Below are 21,226 nucleotides of genomic sequence, written 5' to 3' on the forward strand. Positions count from 1 at the left end.
ATCAGTATTTACGGTTCGGGAATTCCTTGGCCGCGACTTCGGCCGGGAACACGCCCTCCTGCGTCACAACGCGCTTCGGAACGGGCTTGCCGGCGACGACGTCTTTGGCGATCTGCATCAGCTGAGGGCCGAGCAGCGGGTTGCATTCCACCGTCACGTTCAACTTACCGGCGATCATGGCTTCAAACGCGCCCTTCACTCCGTCGATCGAAATCACCAGAATGTCCTTGCCTGGTTTCAGGCCGGCTTCTTCGATTGCCTGGATCGCGCCAATGGCCATGTCGTCATTGTGCGCATACAGCACGTTGATCTTTTTGCCTTCCGCTTTCAGGAAGGCTTCCATCACTTCCTTGCCCTTGGCGCGGGTGAAGTCGCCGGTCTGGGAGCGGATCACTTTCAGCTTGGGATTGCCGGCGATGACTTCCTCGAAGCCCTTTTTGCGGTCCAGCGCGGGCGCGGAGCCCACGGTGCCTTGCAGCTCAACGATATTCAAAACGGCATCGGGGGTTTTCTTCTGGCGCTCCACCAGCCAGCGGCCAGCGCGGCGGCCTTCTTCCACGAAGTCCGAACCCAGGAAGCTGACGTACAGCGAAGGATCGCTGACATTGACCGCGCGGTCAGTCAGGATCACCGGAATATTGGCGCGCTTGGCTTCGCGCAGCACGGTATCCCAGCCCGATTCCACCACCGGCGAGAACGCAATCACGTCCACGCGCTGGGCGATGAAGGAGCGGATGGCCTTGACCTGATTTTCCTGTTTTTGCTGGGCGTCCGCGAACTTGAGGGTGATGCCCTCTTTCTTGGCGGCGTCCTTGATCGACACGGTATTGGCGGTGCGCCATTCGCTCTCGGCGCCGACCTGCGAGAAGCCGATCACCAGCGGCTTGGCGGCAAAGGCCGGCATGCTCAGGGCGGCAGCAGCGGCCAGAGCGGTGGCCAATACGGTTCTACGATTCATCATGGCTAAGTCTCCTGATAAGTTTTATTTTTCAGATAAATACTATGAGAAACACAAATATCTATCCAATGATATTTTCACATCTTGCGATATCAAATTTGATATGTCAGCGTAACAAGCGCACCCCGTACAAACCGCCCGCCACCGAGCCCTCACGGGCCACAAACTTGACTACCAGCTTGCCAGCCATTGCCGCGTCTGCGGGTATCGGGTAGTCGCGGGTGTAGAACTCCTGCGGCGCGCTGGCGTCCAGACGCACTTCCGCCAGCAACTTGTCGTTGATCAGGATATCGAAACGGCGGCCGGCGTCCAGTTTTGAGTATGTCAGCCGCAGTACGCGCGCCTCGCCCTTTTTATCGGTCAGATCGTAGCTGAACCAGCCGCTGGCGTGGCGCCAGTGTTTGCCCTTGTTTACGCCGGCGTCCGCGCCTTCGGCCTTGAAGAAGTGGTCGGACTCCGGCTGCTGCTCGCCCGGCGCCACCTGGTCGATGGTTTGGGCGTCCAGCGCCAGGCGTTCCTTCTCGTCTTCCGCGGCTTTGGCGCGGCGCTGCGCCAGGTCGGCGGGCGTGGAATACGGCCAGTAGACTACGTAGCGGGCATCATGAACGCGGAAGAACGGCACGAAGGTGGTCGGGCCGCTGTCCCGGGCCTGCACCAGTCCCGGTGCGGTGAAGGTCAGCGGGCGGCCTGGCACCGGGCGGAAACGATCGGCAAAAGCCGCATTCTCGCTCACCAGCACCGGCGCTTGCTCCAGCGGGCATACCGGGCCGCTGGCGATGTGCCCCATGCGGCTGTCGTCGGCCAGATAGTTAAGCTGCTCGCCGGGGAACGGATTGGTTTTCGCCGCCAGCACCACGGGGCCGTGCAAGACGGCGTAGTAAGCCGATTTGTCGGGCATCTGTTCAAGACGCGTTTTCATCGGCAGCTGGATCTCGACCTTGTCGCCGTCGCGCCAGGCGCGGCGCACGTTCGCATAGCGGTCGGCGCCGACTGCGGCGGCGGTCTGCTTGCCATTGACGGTGATGCGCAAGGCACCCTGCTCTACCCATTCCGGATAGCGGATCTTTAGCGTGAAGGTCTTGTTGCCCTTGACGGTGATAGTGCTGCGGTCTTCATCCGGGAAGCGGTTGGCCTGGCGGATTTGCACGCCCTGCTCACGCCAGTCCAGCGTGGACGGGATGAACAGGTTGACGTATAAGTTGTCGCCGCGATGGGCATAGATGAATTCCCCGTACTTGGCGTGGCTTTCCAGGCCGGAGCCGACGCAGCACCACATGGCTTTCTGCGGTTGCGAGTAGACGCGGTAGTGGTTCGGCCGCATCGGCGTGAAGTAGACAAAACCGCCGCTGCCGGGATGCTGCGACGACAGGATATGGTTGTACAGTGCGCGCTCGTAGTAATCGGCGTAGCTGCCTTTGGCGTCACCGAGGAACAGCAGTTCGGTGAGCTTGAGCATATTGTAGGTGTTGCAGGTTTCCGGCCCCTCCACTTCCTCGATCATGGACGTAAAGTCTTTATCGTTGTGGAAGTGTTCCCTGACGCTGTTGCCGCCGATGACAACGGTGCGGTGGTCGTGGACGGTCTGCCAGAAGAAGGCCGCGGCCTTCTGCCAGTCCTTGCGGCTGGTCATATCGCCGATGCGCTTGAAGCCGATGACTTTCGGGATCTGGGTGTTGGCGTGCAGGCCGGTGAGCTGGTCTTTGCCCTCTTCCAACGGGCGCAGGATGGCCTGATGGGAAAAGCGCACGGCCAGATCCATGTATTTCTGCTGGCCGGTCATCTGGGCGACGTCGGCCAGCACTTCGTTCATGCCGCCATGTTCGCTGCGCATCATGGCCTGCATCTGGTCGTCGCTGAGATGCGAGGTCAGTTCCAGCGTCCAGTCGCACAAGGCGATCAGCATGGTGCGGGCTTGGGCGTTGCCGGCGTAAGTGTAGGCGTCGCGCAGGCCGGCATAGGTTTTGTGGAGGTTGTACCACGGGACCCATTTGCCGTTGACCGAGAAGTTGTCGGCGTGGAGTTTGCCTTGGGCGATGTCTTTCCATGCCGCCGCGCCGCCAGGCACGCCGCCAAGGTAGCCGTTGCCATTGGCTTGCTGGCAGAGGTTGAGCTCTGCGACGAAGTAGTTCAGGCGCCGGTGGACTTCATTGTCGCCGGTGGCGGCGTACATCAGGGCCAGCGCGGACAGATAGTGGCCGCCCATGTGGCCATCGAGGCCGGACGATTCCCAGTTGCCGTAACCCGGCTGCTTGAGCGGCAGGCCGGCCTCGCGGCGGAATGGCGCCAGCAGACGGTCCGCATCCAGCGACAGGATGTAGCGCAGGTCGGTCTGCTGGGCTTCCAGGAATGGGCTTGACCCAAGGCGTACCGCGTTCAGCGGGAACAGCGACACCGCACCTGCCGCAGGGCCGACGCCAGCCGGCGTGCTGGGCGCGGCGGCCGCACCGTCAGCCAGTGCACGGTGCGACGCGACCGTCGCCGCCGCGCCTGCCGCCAACCGCAGCGCTGCGCGGCGTGAAAGCCGGGCGGCCATTATTTCGCTGGCAGCTGGACGCTGCGGTATTTATTCAGGTCGGCCTGATCGACGGTTGGCCAGCCGGCGGCATCGAATTTCATTTCCATGATCTTCAGTTTCTGCAGGTAGTTGTCAGCCGTCTCGTAGGCATGCAGTACGAGATAGTCCTTGCCGTCCATGGTGTAGGCGCTGTTGTGGCCCAGACCTTTCCAGTCCTTGTCGCCGGCGATCACCAGCGAACCGCCGCCCTTCATCATGTCTACGCCTGCCTTGTCGACATACGGCCCGGTTACCGATTTCGAGCGGCCAACCATCACGTGATAGGTACTGTCGCCCTTCCTGCAGCACAGCCCAAACGATACGAACTGGTAGTAATACTCGCCCTTCCTGAAAATGAACGGCGCTTCAATCTCGCCCACGCCAGCCTTCTCGCCGGAGCTGGATGTGCCATTGGTGCGGCTGGCGATGGCGTGCCACTCCTGCGGCTCCGCCAGGCCAGTCCACTCCTTGTTCAGCTTAACGATTTTCAGCCCGCTCCAGAACGAACCAAACGCCATCCAGGCATCGCCCTTCTCATCCTGGATCACATTCGGATCGATAGCGTTCCAGTCGTCGCGGTTAGGCACCGACTGGAGCACCATCCCCTTGTCCTCCCACTTGTAGTCAGGTGAACGAGGGTTCAGCGTTTTATTGACGGTGACGCCGATCCCGGAGGTATTCTTGCCAAAGCCCGAGACGGAATAATACAAATAGTATTGACCGTTATGAAACTGAATGTCCGGCGCCCAGATATGGTCGTCAAACGTCGGCGCAGCCTTCTTCGCCCACACTGGCTGGCCTTTGAAAACGCGGCCCTCCGGCGTCCAGTTCTTCATATCTTTCGAGCTGTAGAAAGTGATGCCAGGTCCCGTGCTGAACACGTACCAGGTATCGCCTTCCTTGGCCATCACGGGATCATGCACGCTGACTTCCTTGGCCGTGCAGCCCACAGCAGCCAGCGCAAACGCCACCATCGATAAAACATACTTCATTACGAACCTCTTATCAGTTACCGGTGCGCGCGCCCCAGATGGAGACGCCATCCACCGATTGCGCCGTCCACGTCACCACAAACGCGCTGGCGTTGGTATTCCACTGGCGCGACAGCATGCCAACGAAAGTCCCGGTCGCACCGAGCGAAATGGTGATCTTGTTGCTGCCGTCATGCTTCCACGTACCAGACGCCGAACCGGACACCGTGCCATCCGCCGCCAGCACCACATTCTGCGATGCCTTGATGGCGGCCGAAATATCCTTGCCATGGTTGATCATCTTGTACGAGCCAGCCGCATCGGCCGCAGTCACCTCCGCCGACAACGGCGTCGCGTTCTTGCTGAGCGGCGCGTAACGGAACGGCGCCACCACCGGCCAGCCGTCGGCATTGATGAACATCTCGTGCACACGTACCTGATGCAACTCACCCGTCCCAGGGAAGCGGGTATGGAAGATCAGGAAGTACTGGCCAGTCGAGGCTTCGTAGTAAGCCGAGTTGTGACCCGGCGATACATAGCCCAACGGCGTTCCCGTCTCGCCAGCCGCCAGCGCGAACTGGTGATTGCCCATGATTTTCTGGCCGTATGGCGCGATCGACGCGTCGTCAAACAGCGGCAGCGCGGGATTCGACTTGACGTTGGCCATGTCATTGCCCTTCGCATCCAGATACGGGCCATTCGGATTGAGCGAACGCGATACACGCATGTTGTACGCGCCGTTGGCATCCAGGCCGCCAAAGGACGTGAACATGTAGTAGTACTTGGACTGCGGGCTGTACATCACATACGCCCCCTCGATGCGGCTGTGGTTACCGCCCATCAGATGCTTGCCATAGCCCTGCCCCGGCTTCTGCACGCCGGTGGTGGTATCCATCTCCAGAATGAAGATGCCGCCAGAGTACGAGCCGTAAATCATCCACAGCCTGCCCTGCTGGTCGAAGAAGGTGTTCGGGTCCACCACGTTCGGCATGGTCAGCGCGTCGTAGATGGTGACGCCGTCTTCGCCAGGCTGGCCCCATTGGCCCGACTTGAGCAGGATCTGCTTGTTGACGTACGGGCCTTCGACCTTGTCCGCCACCGCGAGACCCAGCGCCGAGCGCGGGGAATCGCCCTTGCAGGCGCAGTAGTAGTGATAGAACTTGCCGTCGGCAAGCTTCACCACGTCCGGCGCCCACAGGTCGGTTACCTGCGCCCAGGCGAAGGTATCGGCCAGCGAGGTCACCACGTTGTTGAACAACGGGTTGGCGGCGTTGACGCCGTCCGCGACCTTGGTCCAGTTCATCAGGTCCGTCGACTTGGCCGCGGCCAGGTGCGAGCCGAACACGTAGAACGTGCCATCCACCTTGATGACGGATGGATCGTGCACCGAAACGTCCGCAAACGTGATGCTGGTCGGCGTCGGCGTCGGCGTCGGTGTTGGCGTCGGCGTCGGCGTCGGTGTTGGCGTCGGCGTCGGTGTTGGCGTCGGTGTTGGTGTTGGCGTCGGCGTCGGCGTTGGCGTCGTTCCGCCACCGCCGCCACCGCCGCAACCAGCCAGCATCAACGCCACGCCGCCAGCGGTAATCACCTTGCGGCGCGTGATCTTGACTTCATCCATGACTTTACTCCACTGCCACCACGATTACGGCCTTGGCAGGCACTTTTACCGACAGCTTGCCATCTGCGCCCGCAGTTGCGCTGAACGGCGCAGGCTTGATCGCTTGCGGCGCCGCGAAGGTGTTATGCGCATCCATCGCAGCGGCGGTCAGCACGCGGCCCTTCACAGCCTTCACACTCTGGCCCGGAATATTCAACGCCACGTCGGCCGGCTTGTTCGGGTTGGTGTTCACCAGCGCCACATACAGCTTGCCATCGGTGCCGCGCGCAGCCGATGCGCTAACCTCAGGCACTTTTACGTTACCGACGCTGTAGTCCGCATTGTCCTTGAGCGACACCGGCAGCGAAGTCGCGCCCTGGAACGGCACGTACATCTGGTACGCGTAGTAGGTCGGGGTCAGAATCATCTTGTCCTTGTCGGTGATGATCATCGCCTGCAGTACGTTCACCATCTGCGCGATATTGGTCATGCGTACGCGGTCCGCGTGGGCGTGGAAGATGTTGAAGTTGAGCGCTGCAACCACGGCATCGCGCAGGGTGTTTTGCTGGAACAGGAAGCCAGGATTGGTGCCCTTTTCAACGTCGTACCAGGTGCCCCACTCGTCAACGAACAGGCCCAGTTTCTTTTCCGGGTCATGTTTGTCCATGGCGGCGGTATTCTTGCGGATGTGGTCTTCCATGCGCAAGGTGTTCGATACCGTGGAAATCCATTCGTTTTCCTGGAAGCCAGTGGAGGCGCCTTTCACTTCCCACTTGCCGGTCGGGAGGGTGTAGTAGTGGAAGCTGATGCCGCTGGTTTGCTTCTTCAGCTCCTTGCTCAGCACATCGGTCCAGCTCACATCGTTATCATTGCCGCCGCTGGCGATGATCTTCGGACGATACTGCTGCGGCGCGCGCAGGAAGGTTTCAACTTGCTTGTACAGGTCCGAGTAGTACTGCGGGCTCATATTGCCGCCGCAGCCCCAGGCCTCGTTACCGACGGCGAAATAAGCCACCTTGAATGGTTTGTCGCGGCCATTCTTGCGGCGCAGGTTGGCCAGCGTCGATTTGCTGTCGGAGGTCATGTACTCGACCCACTCCGACATCTCTTGCGCGCTGCCGGTACCCAGATTGCCGTTGACGTAGGCGTCTGCGCCCAGCAGGTCAACCAGGTCAAAGAATTCGTGCGTGCCGACAGCGTTGGATTCATCCACGCCGCCCCAGTTGGTGTTGACCTTGACCGGACGCTTCTCGCGCGGGCCAATGCCGTCACGCCAGTGGTATTCGTCGGCAAAGCAGCCACCTGGCCAGCGTACCAGCGGCACCTTGATGTCCTTCAGCGCGCCAACCACGTCGTTGCGCCAGCCTTTGGTATTAGGGATCTTCGACTTCGGACCGACCCAGATGCCCTCGTAGATGCCGGTGCCGAGGTGCTCTGCAAACTGGCCGTACACGTCCTTGTTGATGACGGCGCCCGGTTTGGCGGTGTCGATGGTCAGTTCGGCGGCGAACACGCCGCCGGAGGCCAGCATGCACAATGCCAGTACGCCGCGTTTGATTGGATTCATTCTCAGGTCTCCTGTTTATAGTTGGATGACAAAGCCGCCGTGCGGCTTGACGGTTACTGCTACTTTTTTGCTGGCAGCGATGCTGCGCTGGCTAAAGCTGCGGGACTGGTCGCCATCGGTAAAGATGACGCCCTGCTTTTTGCCGACGAAGGACAAGTCCAGCGTCAGCGTTTTTTCTTTGTCGCTGCCGTTGATGCCAGCGATGTACCAGGTGTCGCCGCTGCGGCGCGCGATCACTGCATACTGGCCCGGATAGCCGTCCACCAGGCGGCTGTCATCCCAGCTGCGCGGCAGGTTTTGCAGGAATTGTTTGATATAGGCCGGCGCGGTGCCCATGCCTTCCGGGGTATCGGCAAAGTGCTGGATGCCGGACAGGTACAGCACGGAGGTAGCCAGCTCAAAGCCGTTGGTACTGGCGCGCTTGATGTTAGGGATATCACCGAACACCATCGGTGTGAAGTCCATCGGATCGAACAGGTTGCGCGTGAATGGCAGCATGGCGGCGTGGCTCGGCATCAGATCCTGGTCCTTCTGTTCGAAGGTGGTGAACTCGAAACCGCGGATGGCTTCCATGGTCATCAGGTTCGGCCAGGTGCGCGCCCAGCCTCGCGGCAGCGTGGAGCCGTGGAAGTTGACCAGCAGGCCAGCATCGGCGGCGTCGCGCAGGATGTCGTTGTAGTAGGCGATCATGGACTGGCCATCGCCGGCAAAGAAGTCGATCTTCAGGCCTTTGATGCCCATATCGCTGACGCGCTTGAATTCCTTTATACGCTGTTCGCGAGTCAGCAACTGATTCTTCGGAGAGTATTCGGTCTTGTTCCAGGCGCCGGAGGAGTTATACCAGAGGATAAGGCCGACGTTTTTGGTGGCGGCGTAGTCGGCCAGTTCCTTGATCTTGTCGTAGCCGATGTTACGATCCCAGTTGACGTCGATCAGGGTGTAATCCCACTTCATGTCGGCGGCGTAGTCGATGAACTTTTTCTGTACATCGTAGACGATGGAGTCGTCTTTCAGGATGGCCCAGCTCCACGAGGCGTGGCCGGGCTTGACGCGGCTGGCGTCAAAGGCGACGGCGGGCGCGGCGAGGTCGGTGCCGAGGGTGGAGTTGGTGACGGTGGCCAGCGAACCCAATGCGATCAGGCGCCATGGCGATGTGAGGGTGCCCTCCACTTCCGCCATCAGGCCGCCGTTGGTGTAGACCTCGGGCGCCATCGGGTTGCCGATGCTGTATTTGCCGCCGGTGGAATCCGCGGACAGGCGCGACGCTTGCCAGCTGCCGTCCATATTGGCTTCGGAGATGGCGAGCCAGTTGGCGCCGGTCTTGAACAGTGCCGGGAACACCCATCCAGCTTCGGTTGGGGCTTTGGTGCCGGCCGGGATGGCCATCTGGTAATGCTCTTCGTACGATGGATTGGTGTTGCTCCAGCCGGTTTGCGCTACCGCCATCGGTTGCAGCCAGGCCTTGGCGCCGCCTGGCAGGGCAAAGGTGGTGTGTTCCTGTACCAGCTTTTTCAGCGGCAGCGATGGCTCGGCCACGATGTAGCGGAAGGCGACGCCATCGTTCGAGACACGGAAAACGATGTCGATTTTTTGCTGTCTGGCGTTTTGCAGCGAGTACGTTTGCTCGTTGGCGCGGTAGGTGATGTCACGCTTTTTGCCGACGGCCATCTGATAGTGGTCTTCGACGACGCGCGGAGTGCTGACGGTGAGCAGCGTGAGGTCGTTGCTCAGATCCGCGCCGGCCAGTTGCAGGCCAAGATCGGAGGCCAGCAAGACCGGCTTGCCGTCGCGGGCAATGGCGTAAGTCAGCTTGCCGCCATCGGCGCGCACGCTGACGGCGATATGCTGGTCCGGGCTGCGCAGCGCCGACGGCGCGTCGGCAGCGCTTGCGGTGGTTGTGATGATAGCCGCAGCGCTGGTCAGCGCGGCGGCGATGGTTGTCTTCACCATGTTCCTACCATTTTCGATGGTTGCTATACCCCGCCGCGTCAAGCGCGGTGTCTCCGGGGGCGAACGGTGCTGCTACAGGCGGCCTATACCCATCCTGCGTCGACGATAAACTCTTGCGCGGTACACATGGCGCCGTCGTCGGCGGCCAGGAACAGCACCATCGATGCCACGTGCTGCGGCATCAGTTTGTTTTGCAGGCACTGGTTGCGCTTGATGTCCTGCTCACCGGCGTCGTCCAGCCACAGGTCGATCTGGCGCTGAGTCATGACCCAGCCCGGTGTGACGGTGTTGACGCGAATGCCGTGGGCGCCGAATTCGCGCGCCAGGCCGCGGGTCAGGCCATGCACTGCGGCCTTGGTGGTGGCATACGCTGGATAGCCCGCGTTCTTGACGTGCCACGAGATCGAGCCGACGTTGATGATGGAGCCTGCGCCCTTTTTCTTCATGCCTTCCAATACGGCCTGGCAGGTGAAAAACATCGGACGCTGGTTGACGGCGATGCACTTGTCCCAGAATTCTGGCGTGACTTCGGAGGTTTCGTGACGCTGGTCGTTGGCGGCGTTGTTGACGAGGATGTCGAAGTCGCCCACCAGGCCGGCCAGTTCGTTGATGGTGGCCTGCAGGGCCGGGATGTCTGTAATGTCGCACTGGCGGAACAGCGGTTCGGGATAGCCGGCTTCCTTCACGCGGCGGATCAGCGCCAGGCTGGCGTCGCGGGCGATGTCGACAAAGGCGACTTGCGCGCCCTGCTCTGCGAAGGAAATCACCATCGCTTCGCCAATGCCGGTACCACCGCCGGTAATGAATACGCGCTTGCCGCGCAAGCTGCCAAACTTGGCCAGTTGAGTCATACAGTCTCCTGTTATCCGTCGCACCGGCGAACGCCGGTGCCCATGCTGAGCATGCGTTCTATGGGTTCCGGCCTTCGCCGGAACGACGTGTTTTTAGTTGCGGGTCAATTCGCCTTCGCGGCGCAGCCATTTGGCCGAGCCGTTGTCGCGCAGGACTTCAGGCAGCAGTGCTTGCGACAGGTTCTGGTAGCACACCGGACGCAGGAAGCGCGTGATCGCGCCCGTGCCGACCGAGGTGGTACGGCCGTCCGAAGTCGACGGGAACGGGCCGCCATGCACCATGGCGCTGCACACTTCCACGCCGGTCGGATAGCCATTGGCCAGAATCCGGCCAACCTTGCGCTCCAACACCGGCAGCAACGCTTGCGCGGCTTCCAGATCGCCATCGTCCATTTGCAGCGTGGCGGTCAGCTGGCCTTCCAGCTTGTCCGCGACCTGGCGCAGTTCCGCCACGTCCTTGCACGCCACCACCAGCGATGCCGGGCCAAAGATTTCCTCTTGCAGCGCGTGCTGCGACAGGAAGGCCGATGCCGACGACACGAACAGCGCCGGCGCGCCCTTGCCTTCCGCTTGCGGCGCCAGGGCCAGGGTCTTCACATCCGCATGCTCCGCCAGCTGGTTCACACCGCGGGCGAAGTTACCGGCGATACCCGGCGACAGCATGGAGCAAGCCGCACCGCCCGCCAGCGCCTGCGAAGCAGCCGCCGTGAAGCGATCCAGATCAGGGCCAGCAATCGCCAGCACCAGGCCAGGATTGGTGCACATCTGCCCCACGCCCAGCGTCAGCGACGCGGCGAAGCCGGCGGCGATATCTTCCGCGCGGTTCTTCAGCGCCTGCGGCAGCAGGAACACAGGATTGATCGAGCTCATTTCGGCATACACCGGAATCGGCACCGGACGCGCAGCCGCGGCAGCCATCAGCGCCATGCCGCCGCCGCGAGAACCGGTGAATCCCACCGCCTTGATGGCAGGATGGCGCACCAGCTCAATACCGAGTTCATTACCGACACCGGTCAGCAGCGAGAACACGCCAGCCGGCAGGCCGCAGATCTCTACCGCTTTGACCACGGCGCGGCCAACCAGCTCCGAAGTGCCAGGATGCGCGAAGTGCGCCTTCAGCACCACCGGGCAACCGGCAGCCAGCGCCGACGCGGTATCGCCGCCTGCCACAGAAAAAGCCAACGGGAAGTTACTGGCAGCGAAAACCGCCACAGGGCCAAGGCCGATCATGCGCATGCGCAGGTCCGGACGCGGCGGCGTCCGGTCCGGCAGCGCTTTGTCGAAGCGCACATCGTGCCACGAGCCTTCGCGCAGCAAGTTGGCAAACAGTTTCAGCTGGCCGACGGTGCGGGCACGCTCGCCTTCCACGCGCGGGCGCGGCAGGCTGGTTTCGGCCATCACACGCTCCACCAGCACATCGCCCAGTTCCATGATCTGGTCTGCGATGGTTTCAAGGAACACGGCACGCTTCTCGTCGCCCAGCGAACGGAAGGTGTCGAATGCTTCATCGGCCAGGCGGCAGGCCTGGTCGATCTGCGCCGCGTCCACGGTGCGGAATTCAGGATCAATCACCTGCTGCGTGGCCGGGTTGTAGGCGCGGACGCCAGCGCCCGTGCCCTTGACGTCCTTGCCGCCGATCAGTGCATCGCCGGTGATGATCATAATGCCTTCACCTTGGCCACTTCGGTTTTGTAGACGGCCAGCTTGTTGCGCAGGGCCGGGCCGAATTGCGGCGAGTGAATCTCGAACGTTTCGCCCGGCTGCACCGAGATGTTGTCCGCCACGCTCAGGGTCGCGGTGCCGAAGAAGTGCACGTGCACGTCGCCCGGACGCTTGAACAGCGGGTATTTGAAATGATGGTGCTCCAGGTTGGCGATGGTGTGCGACATATTCTGCTCGCCGCTGAAGAATGGCTTCTCCCAGCGTACCTTGCCTTCCTTGTCCAGGATGCGTGAGGTGCCGTCGATGCTGGCAGGGGCTTCGCCCACCAGCAGCGCAGGACCGAGGCCGCACACGCGCAGCTTGGAGTGCGCCAGGTACAGATAATTCTGGCGTTCGGTCACGTGGTCCGAGAACTCGTTGCCGATGGCGAAACCGAGGCGGTATGGCTGACCGTCGTCACCGATGATGTACAGGCCTGCCACTTCCGGCTCTTCGCCGCCGTCCAGTGCGAAGTCCGGCATGTTCAGATCCTGGCCGCTGGCAGCTACGATCGAGCCGTCGCCCTTGTAGAACCACTCAGGCTGCACGCCTGCCTGGCCGGCGGCTGGCTTGCCGCCTTCCACGCCCATGCGGAACATCTTCATGGAGTCGCTCAGGGATTCGACGTCGCCGCCGATTTTCTTGTGCATGGCGTCGCGAGTGTCGGCGGAACCCAGGTGGGTCAGGCCGGTGCCGGTAACGTAGGTGTGGGCGTCGTCGCTATGATCCAGCGGCGACAACAGGCGGCCGGCGGCGGCAACTGCGTCAAACGAGGTGGTTTGCGCGCCGATGGCTTTTTCAGCCAGTGCGGCCAGCCCAACCGATTTGCGGATCGCATCCTGGGCCAGCGCGTAAGTGGTGCTGTAGCCGTCGATGATGCGGATGGTTTTATCTTCCAGCACGCCGATCTTGCGCGCGCCTTGTTCGTTCTTGAATTGTACGAGTAACATTAACAGTCTCCTAAGCGTCGTCGTTCCGGCGGAAGCCGGAACCTATAGAACGCATGCTCAGCATGGGTCCCGGCCTTCGCCGGGACGACGTGATTGATATTAGTGCGAGTGACGCGGAACAGCCGAACCGCGCTTACCGACCAGGAAGTCGAAGTCGCAGCCTTCGTCCGCCTGCAGCACGTGTTCGATGTACAGCTGCTGGTAGCCGGTCTTCGGGCCTGGCGCGCTGCCTGCCACGCGGGCAGCCTGGCGCGCCGCGATCTCTTCGTCGGACACTTCCAGATTCAGCTGACCGCCCGCGCAATCCAGCGTGATGTAATCACCATCCTTGACGATGCCCAGCGGGCCGCCGGCCATCGCTTCCGGCGCCACGTGCAGCACCACCGTGCCGTATGCCGTGCCACTCATGCGCGCATCCGAGATACGCACCATGTCTTTCACGCCAGCCGCCAGCAGTTTTGGCGGCAGGCCCATATTGCCCACCTCCGCCATGCCCGGATAACCTTTCGGGCCGCAGTTCTTCATCACCAGGATGGAATCCTTGTCGACTTCCAGGTCCGGATCCATGATGCGGGCTTTATAGTGTTCGAAGTCTTCAAACACCACAGCCTTGCCGCGATGCTGCATCAGTTCAGGGGTGGCAGCCGACGGTTTCAGCACCGCGCCGCGCGGCGCCAGGTTGCCGCGCAGGATGCAGATGCCGCCGTCCTTGCGGATCGGATTGTCCAGCGTGCGGATCACTTCTTCATCGTAGATCGGCGCGTCGTTGCAGTTTTCCCAGATAGTCTTGCCGTTGACGGTCAGCGCGTTCGGGTGCGGCAGGATGTTACCGTCGCCCATGCGGCGGATCACGCCCGGCAGGCCGCCGGCGTAGTAGAACTCTTCCATCAGGAAGCGGCCCGAGGGCAGCAGATCGACGATGGTCGGGGTGCCACGGCCCACACGGGTCCAGTCTTCCAGCTCAAGATCAACACCGATACGGCCAGCGATGGCTTTCAGGTGGATCACGGCGTTGGTCGAACCACCGATGGCGGCGTTGACGCGGATGGCGTTCTCGAAATTCTCTTTGGTCAGGATCTTCGACAGCTTCAGGTCTTCCTTCACCATCTCGACGATGCGGATGCCCGACATGTGCGCCAGCACGTAGCGGCGCGCGTCCACTGCGGGGATGGCGGCGTTGTGCGGCAGCGAAGTGCCCAGCGATTCGGCCATGCAGGCCATGGTCGATGCGGTGCCCATGGTGTTGCAGGTGCCAGCGGAACGGGAGTGGCCCGCTTCCGCAGCGATGAAATCGTGCATCGAGATTTCACCGGCCTTGACTTGCTCGTGCAGCTGCCAGACGGCGGTGCCGGAGCCGATATTCTTGCCGTTCAGTTTACCGTTCAGCATCGGACCGCCGGTCACGACGATGGTCGGGATGTCGACCGAGGCGGCGCCCATCAGCAGCGCCGGGGTGGTCTTGTCGCAGCCCACCAGCAGCACCACGCCATCCATTGGATTGCCGCGAATCGACTCCTCCACGTCCATCGAGGCCAGGTTACGGGTCAGCATCGCGGTAGGACGCAGATTCGATTCGCCGTTGGAAAACACTGGGAACTCAACCGGGAAGCCGCCGGCTTCGTAGATGCCGCGCTTTACGTGTTCCGCCAGCTTGCGGAAGTGCGCATTGCATGGGGTCAGTTCGGACCAGGTGTTGCAGATGCCGATAATCGGCTTGCCTTCGAATTCGTGATCAGGGATGCCCTGATTTTTCATCCAGCTCCGGTACATGAAGCCGTTTTTGTCTTGGGTACCAAACCACTCGGCGGAGCGCAGCTTCACCTTTTTGTCATTCTCAGACATGCATTTCTCCTCAGTATTTTCCTGTGCGGAGGCCTGAATATCACGCCCCCGCATCGATAAGGCATACTAAGATGTACTGAGATAACTTTCCAATAAATTGTTTATCAATATCGATACCGAAATTGATATGACTACGCTACCGAGAAGCGGTAAGCCATCACCGTGGCGTATTCCTCGCCCGGACGCAGCACGGTCGACGGGAAATCGGGACGATTTGGCGAATCCGGGAAGTGTTGCGGTTCGAGGCAAAAGCCGCTGCGATAGCTGTAGATGCGCCCTTTTCCACTGATCGTGTCGTTCAGGAAGTTCCCGCTGTAGAACTGGATGCCGGGCTCCTGCGACAGCACTTCCAGCACCCGGCCCGATACCGGTTCCACTACCCGCGCAGCCACTTCCATCGCTTTTTCCGCCGATTTGTTCAGCACAAAGTTATGGTCATAGCCCGAACCCAGGGCCAACTGATCATCTTTTTGATCGATGCGTGCGCCGATGGTATGCGGCGTGCGGAAATCGAACGGCGTGCCGGCCACCGGCGCCGGGGCCCCAACCGGAATCAGCCCCGGGCCGACCGGCGTGTAGGCGTCGGCCGTGATGGTCAGTTCGTGGCCGAGGATATCGCCCTTGCCGGCCAGGTTGAAGTAAGCGTGATTGGTCAGGTTCATCGGCGTCGCCTTGTCGGCCACGGCATGGAAGGCGATGCGCAACTCGTTATTTTCGCGCAGCTCGTAGATGACGGTCACTTCGGCGGTGCCGGGATAACCCTGGTCGCCGGCGATGCTCAGGTAAGTCAGGATCAGCCCCGCCGATTTCGGTGTCTCGAAGGTTTCGGCCTCCCACAACTGGCGATGGAAGCCATCGGCGCCGCCGTGCAGGTGATTGACGCCGTCGTTCACGTCCAGCTGATAGCTCACGCCATCCAGGGTAAAGCGGCCATTGGCGATACGGTTGCCATAACGGCCGATCAGCGCGCCGAAGTACTGCGATTCGCCCAGATAGGCGTCCACATTATCGTAACCATGGCAGACGTCGGCCAGCACGCCGTCGCGGTCCGGCACGTGCAGCTCGACGATCACGCCGCCCAGGTTACTGATCTTGGCGATCATGCCGTTGGCGTTGGTCAGGGTGTAGAGGTGGGCCTCGCGGCCGTCCGGCAGTTTGCCAAATGGGGATTCAGTAATCGTTGCTTGCATATTGACTCTCTAATGACAAGGCGGCCGAGAGGTTCCCCTGCTCGGCCGCCGGAAGTGGTGCGTTCGCTCTTTCAGGCGATCGACGGTTTTCCGAATACGGGCATACCCTGCTCGTCCCACTTCAGCGGTTTAACGTAGGTGTGACGGTCCGGATTCCACAGCGGGTCGCCGATAATCTCGGTGTAGGTGCGTGCATGATAAACCAACATGACAGTTTCACCATCATCCGCTACGGTAAAACTGTTATGGCCGGGGCCATACACCTTGTGCTCGAAGCAGGTTTGCAGCACCGGATCCTTCAGTTTGGTCCACGAGGCCGGGTCCAGCACGTCGGCATTTTCGTCCGCCCACAGCAGGCCCATGGCGTAATTCTCATCCGTGGCGCTGGCCGAGTAGCTGATGAAGATTTTGCCATTCTTTTTCAGGACCGACGGACCTTCGTTGACCCAGAAGCCGCGGATCTCCCAGTCGAATTCCGGTTTGCTCAGCATGACCGGCGCGCCGCCCAGCTGCCACGGCGTTTTCATCGGCGCGATATAGATGTTCGAATTGCCCTCGATGGCGTTGTCCTTCTGCGCCCACACATAGTAGAGCTGCCCCTTGTGGGTAAAGGTGGTGGCGTCCAGGCAGAAGGTGTCGATGCCGGTATCGATCTGGCCCTTGAACTCCCACTCGCCTTCCAGCGGATTGGCTGCGCTGGTGCTGATGACGTACATGCGGTGTTGGAACAGTTTGTCCTTGATCTCACGGCTCGGCGCAGCGGCGAAGTAGACGTACCAGGCGCCCTGATTGAAGTGCAGCTCCGGCGCCCAAACCAGTTCGCTGTATGGGCCGGTGTCCGGCTTGCGCCAGACGGTGACCTTCTCGGCATCCGCCAGGCCGGCGATGGTTTTGGCACGACGCAGCTCGATGCGGTCATATTCCGGCACCGAGGCGACGAAGTAGTAATAGCCGTCGGTGTGACGGTAGATGTGCGGATCGGCGCGCTGCTCGATCAGCGGAGTAAGTACGTTTTCCATTTCAATTTCCATAAAATTAGACTGCCACATAGCCTTTCGCTCCCAATTCCTGTTTCACCTGCGCGTAGTAGCCGTCATTGATACGGTACTTGAACATCAACAGACCCATGACGGTATGGAAGAAACCTGGAATCAGCGTCATCATCAGGACGATGCCGTGCAATGCGAATTCAGTTTGCTCGACGTTCGGCACATAAGCGAAGTACGCCAGCAGCTTGCCGACCACGATGCCGGCGATGCCCATGCCAGCCTTCTGGCACACCGAAATGCCGCCGAAGGCAAAGCCGGACACGCGCTTGCCGGTCTTGACCACGCCGTAGTCGATGGTCTCGGCAATCGCCGACCAGAACACCGGCGCGTGCAGATCCACCACGAAGGACAGCAGGAAGTACAGCACAAAGGCCAGCGCCACGTCGCCCGGCTTGACCAGGAAGTAGATGGCGGCGCTGATCAGGCCCACGCCGACCTGGGTCCAGCGGAACAACTTGATCTTGCAATAGAACTTGGTGATCCAGGTCGAGGCGATCATCGACAGGATGGCCGCCACCACGCCGGTGGACAGGAAGGCCGAGATGGTGGCTTCGTCGGCATGCAGATAGTACTTGGCGTAGTAGATCGCCACCGACCCGCGCAGCACATAGCCGATGGTGCCGGTCACGCAGACGGCGCACAGTATCAGCCACTGGTCGTTCTTCAGCAGCACCTTGACCTGCTCCAGCAACGGCTGGCGCTTGATTTCGTGCTGCACACGCTCCTTGGTGGTGAAGAAGCAAAACAGGAACAGGATGATGCCGACTGCCGCCATCACCGCCATCGCCAGCTGATAACCGGCGGCCGGATCGCCATTACCGAGGCGTTTGGACAGCAGCGGCACCACCACCGCCACCATCAGCGCGCCGATCTTGGCGAAGAACAGGCGGTAGCCGTTGGCCGACAGGGTCTCCTGCGGGTCCTTGGACAGGACGCTGGGCAGCGAAATATAGGGAATGCCGACGCCGGCGGTCATCAGCGTCATGATGATGTAGGTCGAATAGGCCCAAACCAGCTTGGCGCTGTAGCCCCAGTCCGGCGTGGAGAATACGAAGAATACACTGACGCCATACGGCACCGCCAGCAGCAACAGCCACGGGCGGTAACGCCCCCAGCGCATGGTGATGCGGTCGGTGATCTGGCCCATGGTCAGGTCGGCAATCGCGCCGACGAATTTCACCACGCCGAACAGCAGTGCGAGGTCGGTGGTCTTCAGGCCGTAGATATCGGTGTAGAAGAAGGTGATCATCAACATCATCGTTGAAATGACCACATTCAGCGCCATGTCGCCGGCGCCAAAACCGATTTTCTCCAGCACCGACATTTTTTGATTCGACATCGTGATTACCTCAAAGTGCGAGGCCGCGCCCTCGCTCAGGCGGGGACGCGGCCAGGTGACATCAGCCTACTCAGATCTTCCAGTTCAGGAACAGGCCAACCGAACGATCATACTTGCGCGTATCGCGCGGGTACAGATTCTTGTTGGTCCAGTAGTCCGTGTACTTGAAGTTCAGCAGATTGGTGCCGGTCAGGGTGATCGAGGTATTCTCGTTGATCTTGTAGCCCAGCGAACCGTCCAGCGAGGACATGGCCGATGCGATCAGGTCCAGGCCCGGGCCGCCGTCATTGTAGACCTGCGTGAACTTCGAGCGCCAGTTGTACGCCAGGCGGGCCGACACGCCATACTTCTCATACAGGCCCACCACGTTGTACGACCATTTCGACATGCCGGCAAACGGCTTGCCGTTCAGGTCAGGATTGCTCGACGAGCTGGTTTCGCCCTGGGTGTAAGTCGCATTCGCTTCCACGCCGAAGCCGCCCAGCCAACCTGGCAGTTTGTCGAAGAAGGTGCGGTACGCTACTTCAGCACCCTGCAGGTAGCCGTCGTCCGTGTTGAACGGACGGGTGGTGTCGTAGGACACGCCGTTGAAGGTCTCCTTCACCACCTTGTTCATGATATAGCCTTTGAACTCGTGGCGGAACAGCGCAACGCTGGCAATGCTGGTCGAGGTGAAGTACCACTCCAGCGAGCCGTCGTAGTTGCGCGCGGTGAACGGCTTCAGGTCCGGATTGCCGCCCGACGCAGTCGCCTGCACGGTGGTGCCGTTGGCGTTGACGTAGGCGGTGCCTGGATTCAGCTGCGAGAAATCAGGACGGGTCAGGGTCTTCGACACCGAGAAACGGGCGATCACGTCGTCGCGCAGCGAGGCCTTGAAGTTGGCGCTCGGCAGATAGGAAGTGTCGCTCGACTTTTTCGAGGTCGGCACGTAGGCGCCGTTGCTCTGCGAGTTACCCAGCAGGTCCGAATCGGTCTTGGTGACGCGCATGCCCAGCGTGCCGTCGATCGGAATGCCGGCCGTTTCCCAACCGATGTGCGCCTTGCCGTACAGGGCGTAGTTCTTCTCTTCGTCAGCGAAGAACGAGCCTGGGTCCAGCGACTTGGCGGCGCTGTTGCCGGTGACAGCCTTGCGCACGGCGGCGGTATTGGAGATCAGGTAATCAGCGCACGGGGTGTACCACGAAGTGGTGCCCCAGTTGTTGTTCATCTGCGCGGTGCAGCTCATGCCCTGCAGCGAGGCGGCGCTGATGCCGGCCGGTGCGGGGGTCGAACCTTCGAACGATTTGATCGAAGCGGCAGTACGCTTGGCCGCACGGACGCCGAAGCCGATATCCTTCAGCAGGCCGTCATCCTGCAGGGTGTAAGTACCGTCAGCGCGCCAGTCGGTCGAGGAACCCTGGTCATGGCCGTAGCGGTCGAACAGCTGCGACAGCGTGTATTTATTAGGATCGTTCAGGTCCATGCCGCCGTAGGCGACGTAAGAGCTGCCGCCGACATTGGTGTTCACCGTGGCGTTAGGCACGTTGGTGATGGTGTCCAGGATCGGGTTCTGCCAGTCGTAGTCCGACAGCGTGCGGGCGATCTCGGTGCTCAGGCGCAGGCCCGGCGCGGCGGTCCAGCGGCCGCCAATGGCGTGCTGCTGGGTCACGTTGCTGGCGCGGTTGGCCTGGGTCGACATGATGGTGTTGACGTTGTGCGAATTCAGGGTCTGCAACTGGTCCGAACCCGGAATCTTGGTGGCGCTCATCTGATCGCCAGGACCCCACCACGGCAGACCGACGAAGAAATCGGTCTCGAAGTTGTTCAGATAGTGCGAAGTCAGGCCTTCAGCGTACAGTTCGACGTCCTTGTTCGGCTTCCACTGCAGCGCGTAGTTGGCGGCGCTGCGGCGGCGGTCGCCCTTGATGCTTTCCAGGCCAACCAGGTCTGGACCGGTCAGCTTCGGCAGCAGCCAGCTCTTGTCGATCGGCTTGGTGTTGAAGACGCGTTCTTCGGTGTAGTGGTTGCGCAGGTACGATACGCCCACCAGTGCGCCGAATTCGCCGATGTCGGTTTTCCAGCGGTTGGAAATCATGCCGCTGACGTTAGGGTCGGTGCGGTCGGCCAGCGAGTTGTTGGTGGCGCCGCCGTTGATCACGGCGGTGAAGCCCTTGAAGTCGAACGGACGGTTGGTGCGCACGTCGATCACGCCGGCGATGCCGCCTTCATTCAGGTCCGCGCTCTGCGACTTGTACACGTCCACGCGCTGCAGCATGGTCGATGGGATATCGGCCAGCTGGATGTAGCGGCCGGTGGTGGTGAACAGCTCGCGGCCGTTCAACAGGGTAGCGATGCCCGGCAAGCCGCGGATCAGCACCGTGTTGGCTTCGCCGGCATCGCGGCGGACTTGCACGCCGGTGACGCGGGCAATGGTTTCGGCCACGTTGGTGTCCGGGAATTTGCCGATGTCGTCGGCAACGATGGAATCGATAACGTTATCGGCATCCTTTTTGATCTTTTGGGCGCTTTGCGCGGCACGGCGCACGCCGGTCACCACCACGGTGGCTTCCGCGCTGGCCGATGGCGTGCCCGGGGCTTCTTGCGCCATGACTGGGAAGGTGCTTAACAGGCCTGCGGCGGCCAGGACGGCCACGCCGGATTTCAGGGCGAGGCGATGCTTCGCCTGGGGCTCGAAAGCCCCGGATGCTGTGTGTTTCATACGTCTCCA

14 protein-coding genes are annotated in these 21,226 nt (G+C 61.3%); all 14 read right to left on the reverse strand.

The window, feature by feature from the left end:
• Position 1: 1 nt before the first annotated feature.
• The 14 genes from ABDW57_RS08375 to ABDW57_RS08440 all read right to left on the reverse strand — a co-directional run bounded on the left by ABDW57_RS08375 (position 2) and on the right by ABDW57_RS08440 (position 21,217).
• Entirely contained in the window at positions 2-958 is a 957-nt protein-coding gene (locus tag ABDW57_RS08375) for an ABC transporter substrate-binding protein (protein WP_343730008.1), read from the reverse strand.
• A 106-nt stretch (positions 959-1,064) separates the two neighbouring features.
• On the reverse strand, positions 1,065-3,491 hold the full coding sequence (locus tag ABDW57_RS08380; protein ID WP_343729748.1) for a glycoside hydrolase family 127 protein: 2,427 nt from the start codon (positions 3,489-3,491) through the stop codon (positions 1,065-1,067).
• A complete protein-coding gene (locus tag ABDW57_RS08385; protein ID WP_343729749.1) occupies positions 3,491-4,504 on the reverse strand; it encodes an arabinan endo-1,5-alpha-L-arabinosidase in 1,014 nt (337 codons plus the stop codon). Before ABDW57_RS08385 ends, ABDW57_RS08380 begins: the two co-directional genes overlap by 1 nt.
• 13 nt (positions 4,505-4,517) lie before the next feature.
• On the reverse strand, positions 4,518-6,101 hold the full coding sequence (locus ABDW57_RS08390; protein ID WP_343729750.1) for a glycoside hydrolase family 43 protein: 1,584 nt from the start codon (positions 6,099-6,101) through the stop codon (positions 4,518-4,520).
• Positions 6,102-6,105: 4 nt separating this feature from the next.
• Positions 6,106-7,647, reverse strand: a complete 1,542-nt coding sequence (locus ABDW57_RS08395) for an alpha-L-arabinofuranosidase C-terminal domain-containing protein (RefSeq protein WP_343729751.1) — start codon at positions 7,645-7,647, stop codon at positions 6,106-6,108.
• A gap of 15 nt (positions 7,648-7,662) precedes the next feature.
• The gene (locus ABDW57_RS08400; protein WP_343729752.1) at positions 7,663-9,597 is read right to left on the reverse strand and encodes a glycoside hydrolase family 97 catalytic domain-containing protein; all 1,935 of its coding nucleotides are present in this window, start codon (positions 9,595-9,597) and stop codon (positions 7,663-7,665) included.
• Between the two features lie 83 nt (positions 9,598-9,680).
• Positions 9,681-10,448 (reverse strand): SDR family oxidoreductase, encoded by a 768-nt coding sequence (locus ABDW57_RS08405; RefSeq protein WP_343729753.1) that lies wholly within the window; start codon positions 10,446-10,448, stop codon positions 9,681-9,683.
• A 93-nt stretch (positions 10,449-10,541) separates the two neighbouring features.
• Positions 10,542-12,110 carry an aldehyde dehydrogenase (NADP(+)) gene (locus ABDW57_RS08410; RefSeq protein ID WP_343729754.1) on the reverse strand — a complete coding sequence of 523 codons (1,569 nt, stop codon included), beginning with the start codon at positions 12,108-12,110 and terminating at the stop codon, positions 10,542-10,544.
• On the reverse strand, positions 12,107-13,099 hold the full coding sequence (araD1, locus tag ABDW57_RS08415) for an AraD1 family protein (RefSeq protein WP_343729755.1): 993 nt from the start codon (positions 13,097-13,099) through the stop codon (positions 12,107-12,109). The genes ABDW57_RS08410 and araD1 overlap by 4 nt, the downstream gene beginning before the upstream one ends.
• Positions 13,100-13,198: 99 nt before the next feature.
• Complete coding sequence (locus ABDW57_RS08420) at positions 13,199-14,941, reverse strand: IlvD/Edd family dehydratase (protein WP_343729756.1); 1,743 nt, start codon at positions 14,939-14,941, stop codon at positions 13,199-13,201.
• 131 nt (positions 14,942-15,072) lie between these two features.
• Positions 15,073-16,131 carry an aldose epimerase family protein gene (locus tag ABDW57_RS08425; protein ID WP_343729757.1) on the reverse strand — a complete coding sequence of 353 codons (1,059 nt, stop codon included), beginning with the start codon at positions 16,129-16,131 and terminating at the stop codon, positions 15,073-15,075.
• 71 nt (positions 16,132-16,202) lie between these two features.
• The gene (locus ABDW57_RS08430; RefSeq protein WP_343729758.1) at positions 16,203-17,150 is read right to left on the reverse strand and encodes a glycoside hydrolase family 43 protein; all 948 of its coding nucleotides are present in this window, start codon (positions 17,148-17,150) and stop codon (positions 16,203-16,205) included.
• Between the two features lie 16 nt (positions 17,151-17,166).
• Entirely contained in the window at positions 17,167-18,519 is a 1,353-nt protein-coding gene (locus tag ABDW57_RS08435) for an MFS transporter (protein ID WP_343729759.1), read from the reverse strand.
• Between the two features lie 70 nt (positions 18,520-18,589).
• Positions 18,590-21,217, reverse strand: coding sequence for a TonB-dependent receptor (locus ABDW57_RS08440; RefSeq protein WP_343729760.1), 2,628 nt, complete (start codon positions 21,215-21,217; stop codon positions 18,590-18,592).
• Positions 21,218-21,226 lie beyond the last annotated feature (9 nt).

Origin of the sequence: Duganella sp. (assembly GCF_039595735.1) — a bacterium.
In the GTDB taxonomy this organism is placed as follows: Bacteria; Pseudomonadota; Gammaproteobacteria; order Burkholderiales; family Burkholderiaceae_D; genus Rugamonas.

Excerpts from the sequence above, each read along its gene's own strand:
- ABDW57_RS08430 (WP_343729758.1), bottom strand. The coding sequence starts at position 17,150 with ATGGAAAACGTACTTACTCCGCTGATCGAGCAGCGCGCCGATCCGCAC.
- ABDW57_RS08395 (WP_343729751.1), bottom strand. The coding sequence starts at position 7,647 with ATGAATCCAATCAAACGCGGCGTACTGGCATTGTGCATGCTGGCCTCC.
- ABDW57_RS08390 (WP_343729750.1), bottom strand. The coding sequence starts at position 6,101 with ATGGATGAAGTCAAGATCACGCGCCGCAAGGTGATTACCGCTGGCGGC.
- ABDW57_RS08425 (WP_343729757.1), bottom strand. The coding sequence starts at position 16,131 with ATGCAAGCAACGATTACTGAATCCCCATTTGGCAAACTGCCGGACGGC.
- ABDW57_RS08380 (WP_343729748.1), bottom strand. The coding sequence starts at position 3,491 with ATGGCCGCCCGGCTTTCACGCCGCGCAGCGCTGCGGTTGGCGGCAGGC.
- ABDW57_RS08410 (WP_343729754.1), bottom strand. The coding sequence starts at position 12,110 with ATGATCATCACCGGCGATGCACTGATCGGCGGCAAGGACGTCAAGGGC.
- ABDW57_RS08420 (WP_343729756.1), bottom strand. The coding sequence starts at position 14,941 with ATGTCTGAGAATGACAAAAAGGTGAAGCTGCGCTCCGCCGAGTGGTTT.
- ABDW57_RS08440 (WP_343729760.1), bottom strand. The coding sequence starts at position 21,217 with ATGAAACACACAGCATCCGGGGCTTTCGAGCCCCAGGCGAAGCATCGC.
- ABDW57_RS08400 (WP_343729752.1), bottom strand. The coding sequence starts at position 9,597 with ATGGTGAAGACAACCATCGCCGCCGCGCTGACCAGCGCTGCGGCTATC.
- ABDW57_RS08405 (WP_343729753.1), bottom strand. The coding sequence starts at position 10,448 with ATGACTCAACTGGCCAAGTTTGGCAGCTTGCGCGGCAAGCGCGTATTC.
- ABDW57_RS08385 (WP_343729749.1), bottom strand. The coding sequence starts at position 4,504 with ATGAAGTATGTTTTATCGATGGTGGCGTTTGCGCTGGCTGCTGTGGGC.
- ABDW57_RS08435 (WP_343729759.1), bottom strand. The coding sequence starts at position 18,519 with ATGTCGAATCAAAAAATGTCGGTGCTGGAGAAAATCGGTTTTGGCGCC.
- araD1 (WP_343729755.1), bottom strand. The coding sequence starts at position 13,099 with ATGTTACTCGTACAATTCAAGAACGAACAAGGCGCGCGCAAGATCGGC.
- ABDW57_RS08375 (WP_343730008.1), bottom strand. The coding sequence starts at position 958 with ATGAATCGTAGAACCGTATTGGCCACCGCTCTGGCCGCTGCTGCCGCC.